The sequence below is a fragment of the Paractinoplanes ovalisporus genome (assembly GCF_016834655.1).
Taxonomy (GTDB): Bacteria; Actinomycetota; Actinomycetes; order Mycobacteriales; family Micromonosporaceae; genus Actinoplanes; species Actinoplanes ovalisporus.
In genome coordinates this window covers 32,633-49,814 of record NZ_JAENHP010000022.1, presented here as the reverse complement: position 1 = coordinate 49,814, position 17,182 = coordinate 32,633, and the positions used below count along the sequence as shown (strand labels likewise).

13 protein-coding genes are annotated in these 17,182 nt (G+C 71.9%); 10 read left to right on the top strand and 3 right to left on the bottom strand.

The genetic code is table 11. The features are described from left to right. Positions 1–3: 3 nt before the first annotated feature. Positions 4–1,548: a helix-turn-helix transcriptional regulator gene (locus JIG36_RS40865; RefSeq protein ID WP_203381954.1), complete on the bottom strand. Its 1,545-nt coding sequence runs from the start codon at positions 1,546–1,548 to the stop codon at positions 4–6. A gap of 99 nt (positions 1,549–1,647) precedes the next feature. On the opposite strand from JIG36_RS40865, the gene JIG36_RS40860 reads away from it, so the two are divergent. The 7 genes from JIG36_RS40860 to JIG36_RS40830 are packed head-to-tail and all read left to right on the top strand — an operon-like array spanning position 1,648 to position 10,943. After that, entirely contained in the window at positions 1,648–3,504 is a 1,857-nt protein-coding gene (locus JIG36_RS40860) for a siderophore-interacting protein (RefSeq protein WP_203381953.1), read from the top strand. Between the two features lie 34 nt (positions 3,505–3,538). Beyond that, complete coding sequence (locus tag JIG36_RS40855; RefSeq protein WP_203381951.1) at positions 3,539–4,522, top strand: ABC transporter substrate-binding protein; 984 nt, start codon at positions 3,539–3,541, stop codon at positions 4,520–4,522. 41 nt (positions 4,523–4,563) lie between these two features. Beyond that, entirely contained in the window at positions 4,564–5,562 is a 999-nt protein-coding gene (locus JIG36_RS40850) for a FecCD family ABC transporter permease (protein WP_307873114.1), read from the top strand. Beyond that, complete coding sequence (locus JIG36_RS40845) at positions 5,559–6,605, top strand: FecCD family ABC transporter permease (protein WP_203381949.1); 1,047 nt, start codon at positions 5,559–5,561, stop codon at positions 6,603–6,605. The genes JIG36_RS40850 and JIG36_RS40845 overlap by 4 nt, the downstream gene beginning before the upstream one ends. A 2-nt stretch (positions 6,606–6,607) precedes the next feature. Beyond that, positions 6,608–7,429: an ABC transporter ATP-binding protein gene (locus JIG36_RS40840; RefSeq protein ID WP_203382170.1), complete on the top strand. Its 822-nt coding sequence runs from the start codon at positions 6,608–6,610 to the stop codon at positions 7,427–7,429. Continuing rightward, positions 7,426–9,240: an ABC transporter ATP-binding protein gene (locus JIG36_RS52775; protein ID WP_307873113.1), complete on the top strand. Its 1,815-nt coding sequence runs from the start codon at positions 7,426–7,428 to the stop codon at positions 9,238–9,240. The genes JIG36_RS40840 and JIG36_RS52775 overlap by 4 nt, the downstream gene beginning before the upstream one ends. Then, positions 9,237–10,943 (top strand): ABC transporter ATP-binding protein, encoded by a 1,707-nt coding sequence (locus JIG36_RS40830; protein ID WP_203381947.1) that lies wholly within the window; start codon positions 9,237–9,239, stop codon positions 10,941–10,943. Before JIG36_RS52775 ends, JIG36_RS40830 begins: the two co-directional genes overlap by 4 nt. On the opposite strand, the gene JIG36_RS40825 is transcribed toward JIG36_RS40830, so the two are convergent. Next, positions 10,934–14,152 carry an NACHT domain-containing protein gene (locus JIG36_RS40825; protein WP_203381945.1) on the bottom strand — a complete coding sequence of 1,073 codons (3,219 nt, stop codon included), beginning with the start codon at positions 14,150–14,152 and terminating at the stop codon, positions 10,934–10,936. The genes JIG36_RS40830 and JIG36_RS40825 overlap by 10 nt on opposite strands. A gap of 37 nt (positions 14,153–14,189) precedes the next feature. Between JIG36_RS40825 and JIG36_RS40820 the strand changes: the two genes are divergently transcribed. The 3 genes from JIG36_RS40820 (at position 14,190) to JIG36_RS40810 (ending at position 16,339) form a co-directional block, all read left to right on the top strand. Beyond that, entirely contained in the window at positions 14,190–15,125 is a 936-nt protein-coding gene (locus JIG36_RS40820; protein ID WP_203381943.1) for a phosphotransferase, read from the top strand. Positions 15,126–15,223: 98 nt separating this feature from the next. Next, complete coding sequence (locus JIG36_RS40815; RefSeq protein ID WP_307873112.1) at positions 15,224–15,925, top strand: SprT family zinc-dependent metalloprotease; 702 nt, start codon at positions 15,224–15,226, stop codon at positions 15,923–15,925. 9 nt (positions 15,926–15,934) lie between these two features. Continuing rightward, positions 15,935–16,339, top strand: coding sequence for a hypothetical protein (locus JIG36_RS40810; RefSeq protein ID WP_203381941.1), 405 nt, complete (start codon positions 15,935–15,937; stop codon positions 16,337–16,339). A 310-nt stretch (positions 16,340–16,649) separates the two neighbouring features. Here the strand turns inward: JIG36_RS40810 and JIG36_RS40805 are convergent, their stop codons facing one another. Then, positions 16,650–17,093 carry a Fur family transcriptional regulator gene (locus JIG36_RS40805; RefSeq protein WP_203381939.1) on the bottom strand — a complete coding sequence of 148 codons (444 nt, stop codon included), beginning with the start codon at positions 17,091–17,093 and terminating at the stop codon, positions 16,650–16,652. Positions 17,094–17,182 lie beyond the last annotated feature (89 nt).

Below are 17,182 nucleotides of genomic sequence, written 5' to 3'. Positions count from 1 at the left end.
AGGTCAGGGTTTCTTGGTCTCGCGTTGTTGATACTCCCGCGGTGAGAGCCCGTGGAGGCGGGAGAAGGCGGCGCTGAACGTCGGCAGGTGGGCGTAGCCGACGCGGCGGGCGACGGCCACCGGTTTGGCGCCGCCGGCGAGCAGGTCGCGGGCGATGCGCATGCGGGCGGCGTAGCACCACCGGGCGACGCTCATGCCGGTCTGTTCGCGGAAGGCCCGCTGGACGTCGGCCGGCACCTCGGGCCCGGAGCCGCCGGACGTGCCGATGCGGCGTAGGTAGTCCATGGCCACCGCCCGTGCGCGGGGGTCGGCCGGCATCGGCACCGACAGCGCGCGCTGCGCGGCTACGTGGTCGGAGAACAGGTCGAGGACGTGGCTGGGGTTGTAGCCGTCCGGACGCACCGGGGTGCGGGCGCTGACCGAGCAGAACAGCAGGTAGTCGTCCCAGGCGGGCGAGAACTGCGCCTGCAGCGGCTCGGTCAGTCGCAGGTCTCCGGTGCCGGCGTCGCCGAGCGGCAGGCAGATGGAGTTCTCGTGGACGCCCGTGACGTGCTCCACGCCGGCTGGGATCCAGGTCGCGACGCCCCGGCCCCACTCGTACCGGCGATCGCCGATGTGCAGGTAGCCGCGGCCGCGGTACGCCCAGCACAGCACATGGACATCGTTGGAGTGCGAGGCCGTACGGGTTGCGGGCAGCAGCTCGGGCGCGGCCTGCCCTTCCCGCACCATCCGGACGAGGTCGTCGGCCTGTCGCGCGGCGGTCGCGCGGGAGAGGTCGGCCTGGTGCGCGGAGAGCGCGCGGCTGAACTCGTACGGAGTCGACCCGAACTGCTGCTTGAACGCGCGGGTGAAGCCGTTGCGGCTGGCGAAGCCGACCCGTGCCGCCACGTGGTCGCCGCCGTAGCCGGCCGCGAGGTGGTCGACCGCGGCGTTGAGCCGGCACCGTAGCCGCCACTGCTCGAAGGTCAGCCCGGTGTCCGCGCGGAAGTCACGCAGCAGGGTGCGCGGGCTGGACATCACCCGGGCCGCCCATTCGGTGACGGTGAGGGCGAGCGCGGGATTCCGGAGCAGCTCGTTCGCCACTTCCCGGGCCCCACCGGCTCTCGGCAGGGCCGGCGGATCGACCGCGCGCGGCGAGGTCCCGGGCGGTCGCCGGCCGGCCCCGCGGAGAAGGTCGGCGAGCACGTCCTGGGAGTACCCGTGGCCGGTGAGCGGCGTGATCCGGAGGTTGAAGTGCTGGATCAGCCAGTCCTGCCAGCCGTCGGGGATCACGAACCGCCTCGGTTCCGACAAGGCCCCGGCGGCGATGCTCGGATGTGTCAGCAGCGGGAAGACGACCGTGCCGGGCTCGGTGACGACCGTCCAGGAGTTGCCGACATCGGCCGGAATCCAGACACCCTCGCCCGCGGCGAGCCGGAACTCCGGGTGGTCGGCCAACCGGACGCACGCCGAGCCCGTGCGGACCCACAGCAGGAGATGCGCGGTCTGATCCCATGATCCGCTCGCGCGCACCGGCGGAATCGGCGGCGGCAGTCCCACGTCCAGCACGTCCTAACTATATGGCGAGCTGCGCACATTCCTGGATGTGAGGTTTGCCTAACCTTATCTCGTTGATCTCGCCGTCACCGGGAAGGACTGCCCCTCAGCATGCCGAAGACCTCACGCCAACTGACCGTGCGTCCCGTGACCCTGCGGGAGGTCGAGGTCGTCCGGGTGGCCGACCTGACGCCGGGGATGCGGCGGGTCACGCTGGCCGGTCCGCAGCTCGGCGCGTTCACGTCGGCCAACGGCTTCCCCCAGCCGGCCTTCGCTTCGACGGGCTTCGACGACGACATCCGGCTGGCCTTCTGCTATCCCGGCCAGACCGAGCCGGTGCTCCCGGTGCAGAAGGAGAAGGGCATCGAGGTGCCCCGGGACCCCCGGCCGTTGTCGCGGGTCTACACCGTGCGCCGCTGGGATCCCGAGGCCGGCGAGCTCACCGTGGACTTCGTCAAGCACGGCGTGGGCACGGCGACGACCTGGGCCTACCGGGCCCAGCCGGGTGACCGCATCCACCTCGCCGGTCCGGGCAGCTCGAAGGCGTTCCCGACGGGGGCGGACTGGCTGCTCGTGGCCGGCGACGACACCGCGCTGCCCGCGATCAGCCGCCTGCTCGACGAGATCCCCCCGGGCACGCGGGCCCAGGTGTTCATCGAGATCGCCGAGCACGACCATCGCCAGGAACTGCCCACACCGCCCGGCGTCGAGGTGACCTGGCTCGTCCGCGACGGCGCCGAGGCGGGCACGACGCCCCTGCTGCTGGAGGCGGTCCGGAGCTTCGGCTGGTGGGACGGCCGCCCCTTCGCCTGGCTGGCCGGGGAACAGCGGTCGGTGCGTGACATCCGGCGCCATCTGATCGAGGACCGGGGCCTGCCGAAGGAGAACATCGATTTCACCGGGTACTGGCGTCGCGGCGAGGTCGTCGCCCTGGCCGGCGACGCCGCGCTGCCCGACCCCGAGAAGACGAGAACCCCGTTCGAGAAGCTGCACGATCTGACCGAGCTGATCGCGCCGATCGCGATCCGCACCGCCGTCGAGCTGGGGGTGCCCGAGCAGATCTCCCGCGGCGTCACCAGCGTCGCCGACCTGGCGATCAGGACCGGCGCCGACGAGCGCGCGCTGGGCAAGCTGCTGCGCTACCTGCACACCTTGGACGTGGTGACCCGCACCGGGCCGGACCACTACGGCCTGACCCCGGTCGGTGAGGTCCTGACCGTCGAGTTCGTCGCCAACGCCCTGCACCCGGCCGGGGTGACGGGACGCGAGATGATCGGCATCCACGGGCTCACCGAGTCGATCCGCACCGGCCGCGCCGCCTACGCCTCGGTCACCGGGCAGACCTTCGCCGAGGTGCGCGCCGAACAGGACTACGAGGACCGCTACCTGGAACGGCTGGCGCTGTTCCAGGCGGCGCTGGCCGAGCCGATCGCCAAGTCCGGACTGCTCGGCGGGGTCGAGCACCTGGTGCTCCACTCCGGCGGCGCCGGCGCCCAGGTCCGGGAGTTCCTCGCGACCCACCCGGACCTGCGCGTGACGATCTGCGCGTTGCCCGCCCAGGCCGACTGGCTGCGTCGCGACCTGCCCGACACGATCCCCGACGAGCGGCAGCGCGCGCGGGTCGGCGTGGTCGAACAGTCCGTCTTCGAACCCAGCCCCGCCGCCGACGTCGTGCTCGTCATCCGCGCCTTCAAGAGCCTGCCCGACGCCGATGCCGCCCACGCCCTGCGCCGGGCCGCCGAGAACCTGCTCCCCGGCGGCCGGGTGCTGCTGGTGGAGGACCTCTTCGACACCGACGACCTGGACGAGCACGACGGCGAGGCGGACCTGCTCGCCCTCGCCGTGCACGGCTCCGGCCTGCGCACCGCGGCCGAACTCGACGCCGTCATCACGCGGGCGGGGCTCGACCGGAGAGCCACGCACACCGTCGGCTGGGGCACCACCGTCCACGAGCTCACACCCGCCTGACCCCCGGAAGAGAAAGAAGAACATATTCATGACCATGACACCATCGAGGCGCCGGGGCGCGGCCTTGGCCGCCACCCTGTTGAGCGCCGCAATCGTCCTCACCGCCTGCGGCGGGGACAGCGCCGACACCGAAGAAGCGGCGCCGGCCGAGACGCGCAGTGTCACGGCCGACAACGGCACCGTCACGGTCCCGGCCGCGCCGCAGCGGGTCGTCACGATCGGCAACACGACCCTTCCGCTGATCGACATGGGTGGTAAGCCGGTAGGCGTCACCGAGGTGGGCGCCTCCGAGATCGACCTCATTCCGGCCGACCAGAAAGCCACCTACGAGGCCGCCACAAGTCTCGGCTCCAGCGGCGACCAGGTCGACATGGAGAAGCTCGCCGGCCTGAAGCCGGATCTCATCCTGGCCCAGCTCCCCGACAGCGAGTTCGAGCAGATCGAGAAGCAGCTGACATCGATCGCCCCGACGGTCTTCTGGGGGCTCGACGTCGAGTGGAAGGCTCTCGCCGGCGGGCTCTCGGAGGCCGGCAACGTCACGGCCGGGCTGACCGACCAACGGGCGAAGTTCGAGGCGAAGATCGCCAAGATCAAGGAGACGTACGGCAAGCTCATCGGCGACACCTCGTTCGTCAACGTCGACCGCTGGGAGAGTTCCGATCCCGGGACGTTCTCGGTGGCCGACTTCGGTTGCGTCGAGATCGCCCAGGATGACATCGGCATGGACTTCCCGAAGGCGGCCGCCGGTGCGGACCCCCTGGGCTGGACGTCCCTGCCGTTCGAGCAGATCGCGGGTCTGTCCAAGTACGACGTGATCACCTATCCGGTCGACGCCGCCGGAAAGCCGAAGAAGTCCTTCGCGCCGGTGGTCGAGACCAACACCTGGAAGGCGCTGCCCGCCGTGACCTCCGGTCGCGCACTCGGAGTCTTCTGCCCCGGCAACAACTCCTACGGGCCCGTCCTGCAGTACCTGGACTCGCTCGACGCCGCCCTGGCGTCCCTCCCGGCCAAGGAGTGACAGTCCTCGCCCTGCGACGACGCGGTCCGGGAACCATCGCGGTGCCCGGACCGCGTCGTCGTCTGCTCGGCCTGGTGGCCGCGCTGCTGGTTCTTCTGGCCTTGCTGGTGCTGAGCGTCATGATCGGATCGACCGCGATCCGGCCGTCGGTGGTGTGGGACGCCCTGTTCCATCCGTCGGCCGACATCGACCAGTTCGCGATCCGCGACTACCGGCTGCCGCGCACGGTCGTGGGTCTGGTCGTCGGCGTCGCGCTCGGCCTGTCGGGCGCGCTGATCCAGGCGCTCACCCGCAATCCCCTGGCCGATCCGGGAATTCTCGGCGTCCATGCCGGTGCGTCCTTCGCGGTGACGGTCGCCGTAGGTGTGCTCGGTGTCCGCGACATCCGGGGTTACATGTGGTTCGCCTTCGCGGGGGCGCTGATCGTCACCCTCATGGCGCTCGCCCTCGGGTCGACCCGGCACGGCCGGTCGCCGGTGGCCATGGTGCTCGCCGGGGTCTGCGTCGGCGCGGTGCTCGGGGGCGCCCGGGAGGCACTTCAGCTGACCAACCCGGACGCCTTCGACGCGATGCGGTCCTGGAACGCCGGTTCGATCGTGGGCCGCCCGCTCGACCTGGTGTGGCCGATCCTGCCGTTCCTCGTGGTGGCACTCGTTCTCGCCCTCGCGGTGTCGGGACCGCTCAACGCCATGGCCCTCGGCGACGAGCTCGCCGCGGCCCAGGGCGTCCGGCTGGCCCACACCCGTGTCCTCGCGATCATCGCGCTCACCCTGCTCGCCGGCGGCGCCACGGCGATCGCCGGACCCATCAGCTTCGTCGGGCTCATGGTGCCGCACGTGGCCCGCTGGATCGCCGGCCCGCACCAACGGTGGATCTTCGCCTACAGCGTCCTGCTGGCCCCGATCCTGCTGCTGGCCTCCGACATCCTCGGGCGCTTCGTCATGCACCCGCGAGAGATCCCGGTCGGCGTCGTCACCGCGTTCGTCGGCGCTCCGGTTCTCATCGCGCTGGTGCGGCGGAAGAAGGCGAGCGGACTGTGAGCACGGTGAACTTCGGGCGGCGCGTGCTGGTGCTGCGGCGCGGGCGGATCGCCGTACGGCTCGACTGGCGCCCGGTCGTCGTCTGCGCGGTGCTCGCCCTGGCGGTCGTGGGCCTGGCCGTGCTCGCGCTGATGACCGGCTCCTACCAGCTCGGTCCCGGGCAGGTGGTCTCCGCGCTGACCGGCGGCGAGACCGGGCTCGTCCACGACATCGTGGTCGAGTGGCGGCTGCCCCGGGTGGTGGCGGCGCTCGTGTTCGGCGCCGCGCTCGGGGTGTCGGGTGCGGTCTTCCAGTCGATGCTGCGCAACCCGCTGGCCGACCCCGGCGTCATCGGGTTCTCCCAGGGCTCCTACACCGGAGCGCTGCTCGTGATCCTGGTCGTCAACGGCGCCTACTGGCAGCTGGTCGGCGGGGCCCTGGCCGGCGGCATGGCCACCGCCCTCACCGTGTACGTGCTCGCCTACCGGCGCGGGGTGCAGGGGTTCCGGCTGATCGTGGTCGGCATCGGCGTCTCGGCCACGCTCGGGTCGCTGAACACCTGGTTGATCCTCGAGGCCGAACGGGAGCAGGCGATGGCCGCGGCCGCCTGGGGGGCCGGGTCGCTCAACGGCGTGTCGTGGAATCAGGTGGTCATCGGCGGCATCTGCATCGTGGTTCTCCTGCTGTCGACCGCGGTGCTGAGCCGGTCGATGCGGCAGATGGAGCTGGGCGACGACACGGCCGCCTCGCAGGGGGTGCGGGTCTCCCCTGCCCGCCTGGGCCTGGTCGTGGTGGGCGTGGCGCTGACCGCGACCGTCACCGCCGCGTCCGGGCCGATCGCCTTCATCTCCCTGGTCGCGCCGCAGATCGCCCGGCGGCTCGCCCGCACCGCCGGAATCACCCTCGTGCCCGCCGCCCTGGTCGGCGCGCTGTTGTGCCTGGCGGCCGACTACATCGCACAGCACATCGCCCCGACCCCGCTGCCGGTCGGGATCATCACCGTCATACTCGGCGGCGGCTACCTGGGCCGGCTGCTGTTCACCGAAGCCAGGAGACGTCTGTGAACGTGTCTGCCCTCCCCGTCCAGGAAAGCGGCGCCGCCCGGCTCCACATCGACTCGGCGACGATCGGCTACGACAAGCGCGTCATCAGCGAGAGCCTGTCGGTGTCGATCCCCGACAAGTCGTTCACCGTGATCGTCGGCCCGAACGCGTGCGGCAAGTCGACGCTGCTGCGCGGGCTGTCACGGCTGATCGAGCCGAGCACAGGCCAGGTGATCCTGGACGGCGCGGACATCCAGTCGTACAAGACGAAGGAGGTGGCCCGGCGGGTCGGGCTGTTGCCGCAGACCGCGATCGCCCCCGACGGCATCACCGTCGCCGATCTGGTGGCGCGGGGCCGATATCCGTACCAGGGGTTCATCCGGCAGTGGACCGAGGACGACGAGCAGGCCGTACGGCGGGCGATGGACGCCGCGGCGGTCACCGACCTGTCGGGGCGGCTGGTCGACGAGCTCTCGGGCGGGCAACGGCAGCGGGTGTGGGTGGCGATGGCACTGGCCCAGCACACCGACATCCTGCTGCTGGACGAGCCGACGACCTTTCTCGACATCACGCATCAGATCGAGCTGCTGGAGTTGTTCACCGACCTGAACGGCACCGGGCACACGATGGTCGCCGTCCTGCACGATCTCAACCACGCCGCGCGCTTCGGCACGTATCTGATCGCGATGAAGGACGGCGCGGTGGTCGCCGAAGGCGCGCCCTCGCAGATCGTGACGGCCGAACTGGTCGAGGACGTCTTCGGCCTGCGGTGCCTGGTCATGCCCGATCCCGTCGTCGGCACACCGCATGTCGTACCCCTGGGCCGGGACCGGGGCCGGTCGTGACGCGGACCGACCCGGTGGGCCTGGGGCGCGGCCCGCTGACCCGCTGGTTACCCGTGATCCTGCACGCCCCGGCCGAACCAGCGGGGATCCGGCCGTTCGCGGCCGGGGCGGGGCTCACACCGGGCCGGTTCCTGCTGCGGGTGATCTCCTCGGTGCCGCGGGTCAGTGTCCCCGCGATGCTGTTCGCGACCGTGTGGCAGGTGGGCGAGGCCGCCGTCCCGGTGGTGATGGGGCTCGCGATCGACCGGGCGCTGGCGACCGGGGACGCCGGACAGCTGGTGCTGTGGCTCGGTGTGCTGGTCGCCCTCTACGTCGCGTTGACCACCGCGGCGAGGCTCGCGCTGCGGCTGACCGCCTATGCGGTGCAGCTGCTGCAACACCGGCTCCGCGGCACCCTGTCGTCCGGTGTGCTGCATCCGGACGACGGGACCGGCCGGGCGCCGGACGGCCGGGTCGTGTCGGTGATGACGAGCGACGTCGCCCGCCTGGCCAACGCGGTGATCCTGGGGATCATGCCGGTCTCGAGGGTCGTCGCCATCGGGTTCATCGCGGTGTCGCTGCTGGCCACGCACTGGCTGCTCGGGCTCGTGGTGCTGGTCGGGGCGCCGGTCGCGGTCTGGTTGATGGGCCTGCTCAGCGAGCGGCTCTCCCGGGACACCCGCGAGTTCCAGGAGCTGCTGGCCGCCACCGTCGGGCGGGCCACCGACCTCGTCACCGGCTACCGCGTCGTCAAGGGGATCGGTGTGCGGGCCGAGGCCGAGGCGACCCGGCGCTACCGGCAGGCGAGCCAGGAGACTCTTGTCGGCGCCAGACGCAACGCGGGGCTGCTGGGGCGGTTCCTGGTGGGCTCGGGGGCGGTCACCGGCCTGTTCGTGGCCGCGGTGATGGGACTGGCGGGCTGGTTCGCCGTGGACGGGCAGCTGAGCATCGGCCGGCTGATCGCCGCCGTCGGACTCACCCAGGCCCTCCTGCCGCAGATCGAGTCGATCGCGAACCTGTCCATCCCCAACCTCGCCGGGGCCCGCGCCTCGTCCGCGCGCATCCTCGACGTCCTGCGGGACAACGACTCCTCCACGCCTGCACCTGACAAGACGCTTCCGTACGAGGTCACGCGGGACAACGACACCTCCACGCCTGAGCCTGGCAAGACGCTTCCGTACGAGGTCACGCGGGACAACGACACCTCCACGCCTGAGCCTGGCAAGACGCTTCCGTACGAGGTCACGCGGCCGCCCGTGCTGGAGGTGTCCGAGCCGCCGGTCACGGTGGGGCCGGGCGAGCTCGTCGGAGTCCGGGCCGACGATCGCACCGCCGCTCGCATCGCCGGCGCGTTGCTGGACCCGTGGGCCGGCGACGACGTCCACGTACGGCTCGACGGAGTGCCGGTGCGGGAGCTGTCGCCGGCCACGTACCGCTCCCGGGTCACCGTCGCGCCGCACCGGGCCATGCTGTTCATCGGCACGATCCGCGACAACGTGGCCGGAAACCCCGAACTGACGGACACCGCCGTACGAGCGGCCGCGTGCGACGACTTCGCCACCGATCTCGGCGTTCCGGTCGGCGAGGGCGGCAACCGCCTCTCCGGCGGCCAGCGCCAACGGGTCGCGCTCGCCCGTGCGCTGGCGAGCGACGCGCCCGTGCTCGTGCTGCACGACCCGACCACCGCGGTCGACTCGGTGACCGAGCACGCCATCGCCGGTCGGCTGCGCGGAGTCCGGGCGGGCCGCTCGACGCTGCTGATCGCCTCGTCCCCGGCGTTGCTCGGCTGCTGCGACCGGGTTGTCGACCTGCTCGGGGAAGCGGCGCCGTGAGCGGGCACGTGCTGCCGGTCGCGGACGGCCGGCAGACGGCCCGGGAGGTCTGGCGGCTCAGTCACGGACACCGGCTCCGGCTCGCCGCGACCGGCGTGCTCGGGATCGTCAGCACCGGCGTCGACCTGATCCCACCGGTCGCGATCGGCTATCTCGTCGACCGCGTGCGGACGGAAACCGCCGGCCTCGGCACCGTGCTGACCGTCACCGCCGTCATGGTGGTCGCGGCGGTCCTCGGCGCGGCCGGCACCGCGGTGACGATCGTGCTGGCCACCCGGACCTACCACACCATCCTGGCCACGCTGCGCGAACGACTCGTGGGCCGGGCCATGACGCTCCCGCAGCACGTCGTCGAGCGCGCCGGCACCGGCGACCTGATCTCCCGGTCCAGCGACGACGTCACCGCCGTGGCCGACGCCGCCCCGGCGGTGATCCCGGCGCTCACCGTCACCGCCTTCACCATCGTGGTGTCGCTGGGCGGGCTCGCGGCGCTGGAATGGCCCTACGCCGCTGCCTTGGCCGTCGTGCTGCCGGTCTACGTGCTCGCCATGCGCTGGTATCTGCGCACCGGGCCACGGGTGTACCGCGCCGAACGGACGGCAATGAGCGCCCGCGCCCAGCAGATCCTCGAATCCCAGCGCGGCTACGCCACCGTGCTCGGCTTCGGGCTCGCCGGGCCACGACACCGCGCGGTGATGACCACCTCGTGGGAGGTCGCGGTGCAGTCGGTGCGCGCCCGGATCGTGCAGAGCATGCTCAGCGCCCGCCTCAACCTCGGCGAATGCCTGAGCCTGGCCGCCGTCCTGGTCGTCGGCTTCGTCCTCGTCGGCCGCGGCGACTCGACCGTCGGCGGCGCCACCACCGCCATGCTGCTCGTGCTGCGCCTGCTGGGGCCGGTCAACGAACTGCTGTTCGTGATCGACACCCTCCAGTCCGCCCTCGCCTCGCTCAACCGCATGATCGGCGTCGTCACCGTCCCCGCCGAGCGGAACGGGAGCGGGCCCGCGACCACCGCCGTACGGCTCCGCGAGGTCGTTTTCCGTTACGGCGACGGCCCGCCCGCGCTCGACGGGGTCAGCCTCGACATCGCGCCCGGTCAACGTGTCGCCGTGGTCGGCGTCTCGGGAGCCGGCAAGAGCACCCTCGCCGCGGTGGTCGCCGGGATCCACCGGCCCGAGGCCGGAACCGTGGCCCGGCCCGGCCGCGCGGCGGTGATCACTCAGGAGGTGCACGTGTTCGCCGGAACCCTGCGCGAGAACCTGACCCTGGCCGCCCCGGACGCCACCGACCGCGACATCCGCGCCGCGCTCGATGCCACCGGCGCCGCCGATCTCCTCGACCAGTTGCCGGACGGTGTCGACACGGCGGTGGGCGCCGGTGGGCATCCGCTCACCGACGCGCAGGCGCAACAGATCGCCCTCACCCGGCTGCTGCTCGCCGACCCCGAGCTCGCCATCCTCGACGAAGCCACCGCCGAGGCCGGATCCACGCAGGCGGGACCGCTCGATCACGCCGCCGGGGCCGCCCTGGCCGGACGCACCGGGCTGATCATCGCGCATCGCCTGTCCCAGGCCGCCGAGTGCGACCGCATCGTCGTCCTGGACCGCGGCCGGATCGTGGAGACCGGCACGCACCACGAGCTCGTGGGGTCCGGCGGCACCTACGCCGAGCTGTGGGAGGCGTGGCGGGCCGGTCAGCGGTAGATCGAGAGCCGTTCGGGCAGGGCCGGGTCCAGGCTTTCCACGGTCTTGGCCCGGCGCCCGTGGTCGAGGCCGTCCAGCTGCCGTACGAGGTCGCGGATCTTCGCGGGGTCGACCGACGGCGAATCGGTGACGACCAGGAGGGCCTGAGCCAGCAGCGCGTCGTCCAAGGCTTCCAGGTAACCGGTCAGGAGCATTGCCATCAGAGGGGGCGCCGAGTCCGTCGCGGCCACCCGAGGGGTCAGCAGGGAGCGTAGGGCGAGGTCGGCCCCGCGCGTCGACGGCACGGCGACGAGCACATGGGCGATGCCCACGACCCGGGCCGGTGGGAGGCGGTCGGCGTCGGCCCGCAAGGCCTGCATCAGCAGCGTGACCGCGGCTTCGGCGCTGGTCCCGCGCGCGATCAGCGTGAGGATCGCCGACGTCACACGGTCATAGCGGGCGGCCAGCAAATCCGGGGTGTCCAGGGCGGAGGCCAGCCACAGCTCGACCAGGCTGTGGGCCAGGGACTCGTCGCCGACGAAGGTGGTCAGCGCGTCGGGCACGCGGGCCACCAGCGGTTCCAACGCGTGCAGCATCGTGCTGTCGCCCAGCGAATTGCTCAGCTGCATCGACTTGAGCAGCGTGTGCAGGCCGAACTCGGACCGGTGGACCTCGGGCGTCGCGGTGCCCGGCGGGTGGTCGTTGAACCAGGTGACGTCCATCGGGTCGGGGAACGTCGGCGCCCAGTCCAGGGCCAACTCGAGCACGATGTCGCGGCGGCCCTCGTGCCACTCGCGACGCACGGTCAGGACCTCCAGCGCGTCCATGTACATGTCACCGGGGATCGCCGCCCGCCACTGCAGGGCCGAGGCGCGCATCCAGTACGCCGGGTCGGCCGCCCGCGTGAACAGCTCGGACGCACGCAGCGATCCGCCGCAGGCCAGGGTCAGCAGCATCAGGTTGAAGGAGTACGTCGACATCCAGTGGTCCACGCGCTTGTCGACGGGGCGATAAGCCGTTTCCCCGTACGCCGGACGCGTCACCGCCTGGCTGGTGCGCGCGACCAGCCACTCGCGCAACCGGTCGCGGCCGGGCCCGGCGAACAGATCGCTGACGAAGGACAGGATCGTGGCGCGCGCGGTCAATGCCGTGTACCCCAGCAGCGACTTCAGCAGATCGTCGTCGTTGGCCGGGCCGAGGCGCAGCGCCAGCGTGCTCGCCGCCTCGCGCGCGGCCGTGTCGCGGACGGCCTGCACGACGAGCCGGGCCACGAGATATTCGCCGAATGTGGCGTGCAGGAACTCGTACGTCTGCAGGGTCTGATCGTCGCGGACGGCCCGCGCGCGCTGGATGAAGAAGAAGCGCCCGACCATCTCCTGCCCGGCGGTCAGCGGCGTGCGGAAGGCCTCGGTGCGGCCCGCGCGCGACGGGCCGAGGCCGAGCCCGGCGAGGTCGTCGTCCAGTTCGCGCTCGGTGACCCACAGGCGCAGCCGGTGGAACATCGCGAACGCCACCACCGACAGACGCAGCAGCTCCTGCTCGACCAGGGCCGGGATCTGCTCGTCGGGTTGCCCGGCGTGGACGCGCCGCACCTCCCGGGCCGCGAACGACGCCAGCAGCCGCTCGTAGAGCTGACCGCCGTCCAGCGGCACCGAGCTGTCCCGCAACCCGTGCCCGGTGCCGTCGTAGAGGGCGAGCATGAGCAGCAGCAACGGCTGTTCGGCGAGGTGGCGCAGCGGCCGCAGCACCTCCCGGGTCAGCGGCCGGGTCAGGTTGTTGGTCGCGTTCCAGACGGCCAGCCAGCGCTCGATCTGGTCGTCGTCGAACGGTTCCAGCCGTACGGCGAGAGCGCCCGCGGGCAGGCGGGCCCGGTCGGCGACGGCGACCCGGCTGGTGACCATGACCGCCACCGGCCGGCCGAGCGCCGCCTCCCGTTGCTGGAAGGCGGCCACCCGCTGCAGGTAGTCGCTCTGATGCAACCCGGTCGCCTGCAGCAGCTCGTCGAAGCCGTCGAGCAGCACGACCGGCAGCGCTCCCCCGGTCCCGGCGATCGCGGCCCACGACACCGTCTCGCCGATCGCCGCGCGCAGGGCCAGCTCGATCTGGTCCTGGATCTCGGCCTCGGCCGGCACGTCGCGCAGCACCACCCGGCAGACGAAGAAGTCGCTCGCGGGCAGCCGGGCGGCCAGGATGCGGGTGAGCGACGACTTGCCGGCGCCGGGCTGGCCGAGCAGCAGCATCGGGGCCTCGGTGGCCTGGGTGGTGGTGAGATGCGCGGCCAGGAAAGCGGCGATGTCGGTGCGCGTCGCGGCGTCGGTCCACCAGTGGTCGTCGGCGGGCCGGGCACCCGGGCCGGCCGCGCGGACGCGGAAGACCGGGTCCAGGTATGCGGTTCCGAGCGCCGGGAGCAGCAGATCGCCCGCGTCGCCGCCGAGGACCGGGCGGTTGAGCTCGGCCCGATAGGCGCGGGCGAGCGCGGCGCGGTGGCGGTCCGGGTCGCGGCCCGACGTGGCCTGCCGCAGCACGGATTCGAGACGTTCCAGGCCGTGGGCGGTCGCGCGGGCCTCGAGGCGGTCGGCCCAGATCGCGAACTCGGGGATGTCGGCGGCGAGGCGGCGGTGCGTCTCGTCGTACCGGTCGCGGGCGAGGCCGGGCAGACGGTCGCGGAGGCGGCTCGTGAGCTCGCGCCGGGCCGAGTCGCCGGCGTTCTCCCAGACGGCCAGCCCCGGGAAGTGGAAGATCATCCGCTCGGCGGTGGCACCGAACCAGTCCCCGAGCCGGTCCAGGAGCGCGGCGTACGAGACGTCGGGCGCGGGCATCGGCACGGGCGCGGCGAGAAGGTCGCTCATCAGGCCGGTTCCGGCTCCCGGGACGACGACCCGCAGCTGGTCCTCGCGGCTGAACCCGGGCCGGTCGATGCCGGCCGCGTCGAGGCAGTCGTCGAGCGCTTCGAAGAAGGCGGCCACGACCAGGCACACGTGCGCCGCTTGCAGGCGCTCGCTGCGGTCGTAGCGACCCAACCCCCGTACGGAATCATTGATCGTGGCCGACACCAGACCGCCCAGCCGGACCACCTCGGTCTTGGCGTCGAACAGGCTGATCGCGAGATCACTCCCGCCCGCGGTCGCCACCGAGAGCACCCCGCCGAGCAGATTGTCGACGGCTTTGGCGAGCGGGCCGGAACCACCCAGAAGACGGACGGCGTCGGCATAGGACAGACCCTGGGGCATCGCTTCATGATGTCCTACCGCTTAAAGTCCCTGAACTATGCGTGCGAACGACTGGCATGACCCCCGGTGGCAGGCCGAGGCCCATTCGTGGATCCGCGAGAGCCTGGCCGGAATCGGCACCCCGGTGACGGGTGACATCGAGGAGACGCGCGTACGCCCGTGGTCCGTCACGCACAAGGCGCCGACCGCGGCCGGGGTCCGGTGGTTCAAGGCGAACACGACGGACTGCGCGTACGAGGCGGCCCTGGTTCAGGCGCTGGCCGGCTGGGCGCCCGATTCGGTATTGACGCCGATCGCTGTCGAGGAATCCCGCGGCTGGCTGCTCACCGCCGATCGCGGGCCCACCCTGCGGGAGTCGCTTCCCGACGACCGGGAGGCCAAGCTGGCCGCGTGGCGGGAGATGCTTCGGGCGTACGCGGTTCTGCAGCGCACCCTGGCCCCGAAAGCGCAGGCCATGACGGCCCTGGGCGTGCCCGACATGCGTCCCGAGGTGCTGCCCGGCCGGCTCGCGACGATGCTGGCCGAGACGCCGGTCGACGGCGGGGTCGACCTCACGGCGTACGGGAAATGGTGTGCGGAACTGGCGGCGGACGGCGTGCCGGCCTCCCTGCAACACGACGATCTGCACGACGACAACGTCTTTCCCGGCAACCGTTTCTTCGATTGGGGCGACGCCGCGGTCGCGCATCCGTTCAGTTGTCTGCTCACCGCTCTGGGCTCGGCCCAGTACTTCTTCGAGACCACTCCCGGCGAATTGCACGGCCTCCGCGACGCCTATCTCGACGTGTGGTCGGATCTGGCCCCCGCGGAAACACTGCGACGGTCGGCGACGCTCGCCTGCCGGGTCGGCCGGGTGCCGAAAGCCGCCGCCTGGCAGCGGGCCGTCCGCGACGCCGCCCTGCCGGTCGAGGAGGATTTTCGTACGGCCGCCGCCTATTACCTGAGTGAGATCGGAAGGCCGACTCCGGTCTGACGCCCGGTTCCGGCCCGGTCGACGCGAGACGATCGTCACCCCGGAGGCCGCCGCCTCGGCATCGGGTTCCCCGGCCGTGGCGTGGCAGTATTCGTCGGGTGAATCTCGGGGATGTGCGGGAGCTGGCCGCGGAACTGATGGCCCGCCACCGGCTGACCGGCTGGACCCTGCGGTTCGACAACGCGAAGACCCGCGCCGGTTCCTGCCACTCGGGCCGCCGTGAGATCACCCTGTCCCGGCCGCTGATGAGCCTCTACGCCCCCGAGCAGGTCACCGAGACCGTGCTCCACGAGATCGCCCACGCGCTGGCCGGTTCCCGGCAGGGCCACAACCAGAAGTGGCGGGCGATCGCCCGGCGGATCGGCTGCTCCGGGAGCCGCTGCCTGCCGGTGGACGCCCCCAAGGTCGACGGCCCGTGGGTGGGCACGTGCACGGCCGGTCACCGGACGACGGCCCACCGGCGCCCGGTCCGCGTACGGTCGTGCCCGCAGTGCTCGCCCAGCTTCACCCTGTCGGCCCGCTACACCTGGACCCATCACGGACGCCCGGCCGAGATGGACCCCCGCTACGAGGCCGAGCTGGCCCGTCTGAGCAGCCGCACCCCGTCACCGGCCCCGACGCTGGTGGCGGTCGGCGCCCGCGTCCGCCTGACCGGGGCCGGCAAATACGCCGGGCTGACCGGAACCGTCGAGAAGCGCGGCCGGACCCGCTACCAGGTGCGCACCACCGCGGGCCTGTTGAGTGTCGCCTTCACGGCCGCGCAGCCGGTGACCGCCCCACTCGGCCGTGGGATCGCATAACGTGCCCTCATGGCCACCGAGTCGTCGTACACGAGCGCGCCACTGAGCCCCGAGACCTGGCCCGCCTTCGATGCGCTGGTGCAGCGGCACAACGGCATCTTCGGAGGCTGCTGGTGCATCTGGTTCCACCCCGACGGCCCCGAACGCGGCCAAGGCGCCGAGGCCAACCGGGCGCTGAAGAAGACCTACGTCGAGCGGGGCGAAGCGCACGCCGCGCTGGTGATGGACGGCGACGAGGCCATCGCGTGGGCCGAGTTCGGCACGCCGGCCGAGCTGCCCACCCTGCACCACCGCAAGCAGTACGACGCCACCAAGACCGCCGATCCCGACTACCGGATCACCTGCGTCTTCGTCGATAACGCCACCGGCGTCAGGGCATCACCGAGCTGGCCATCACCGGGGCGCTCGACCTGATCGCGAGGGCCGGCGGCGGGCGGGTCGAGAGCTACCCCCACGACCTGACCGGCCAGACCAAGAAGATGTCGGCGTCGTTCCTCTACAACGGCACGCGGCGTCTCTACGAGCGGCTCGGCTTCACCTACGACCGCCCCAAGGGCCTGAAGAACTGCGTGATGGTGAAAACGGTCGACCCCGCCTAGAGATCGCTTGTTGCATCCGACTGGCAATTACTAGATGATGGCATCAGGAACTGGCGTTCATTGACCGTGACCCGTCATTCCGACCTGCGAGGGCGCTCCGGAGCGATGATCCAGCCGGGGCGCCTTCAGCCTGTTCCGGCCGAGCATGACTCGCACAGGCCGGTCAGGGTGATGCTGCCCGCGGTGAAGGTGAATCCCGTCGCCGCCGCGGCCGACTTGAGAGCGGGCGCGATGACCTTGGCCGGGATCTCGGCCTCCCGGCCGCACCGGGCGCACACGGCGTGGTGGTGCGGACGATCGGCCATTCCGTACCGCGCCTCGCCCTGCCGCCCCAGCACGTGCACGACGTCCTCCTCGGCCAGCCCGAGCAGAACGCGATGCACGGTCGATCGGTCGATCTGCGGGAACCGGGCGCCGATCTGCTCGTGCACCTGCTGCACCGACAGGTGCTCGTCCGTGCCGAGCAGCGCCTCGACCACCGCGCCCTTGGCCACCGTCCAGCGGCGGCCGTTCGCCCGCACGAGGTCGCGGACCGCGTCCATCCTGTCGAGCTGCCGTGTTCCCGTCACGATCCACCTCTCGTTCACCCCTGACCGGCGTCCACGGTAACGCCGAGACGAGAAAGGGACCGCGACGGTGGTCATCGAACCGGTGACGG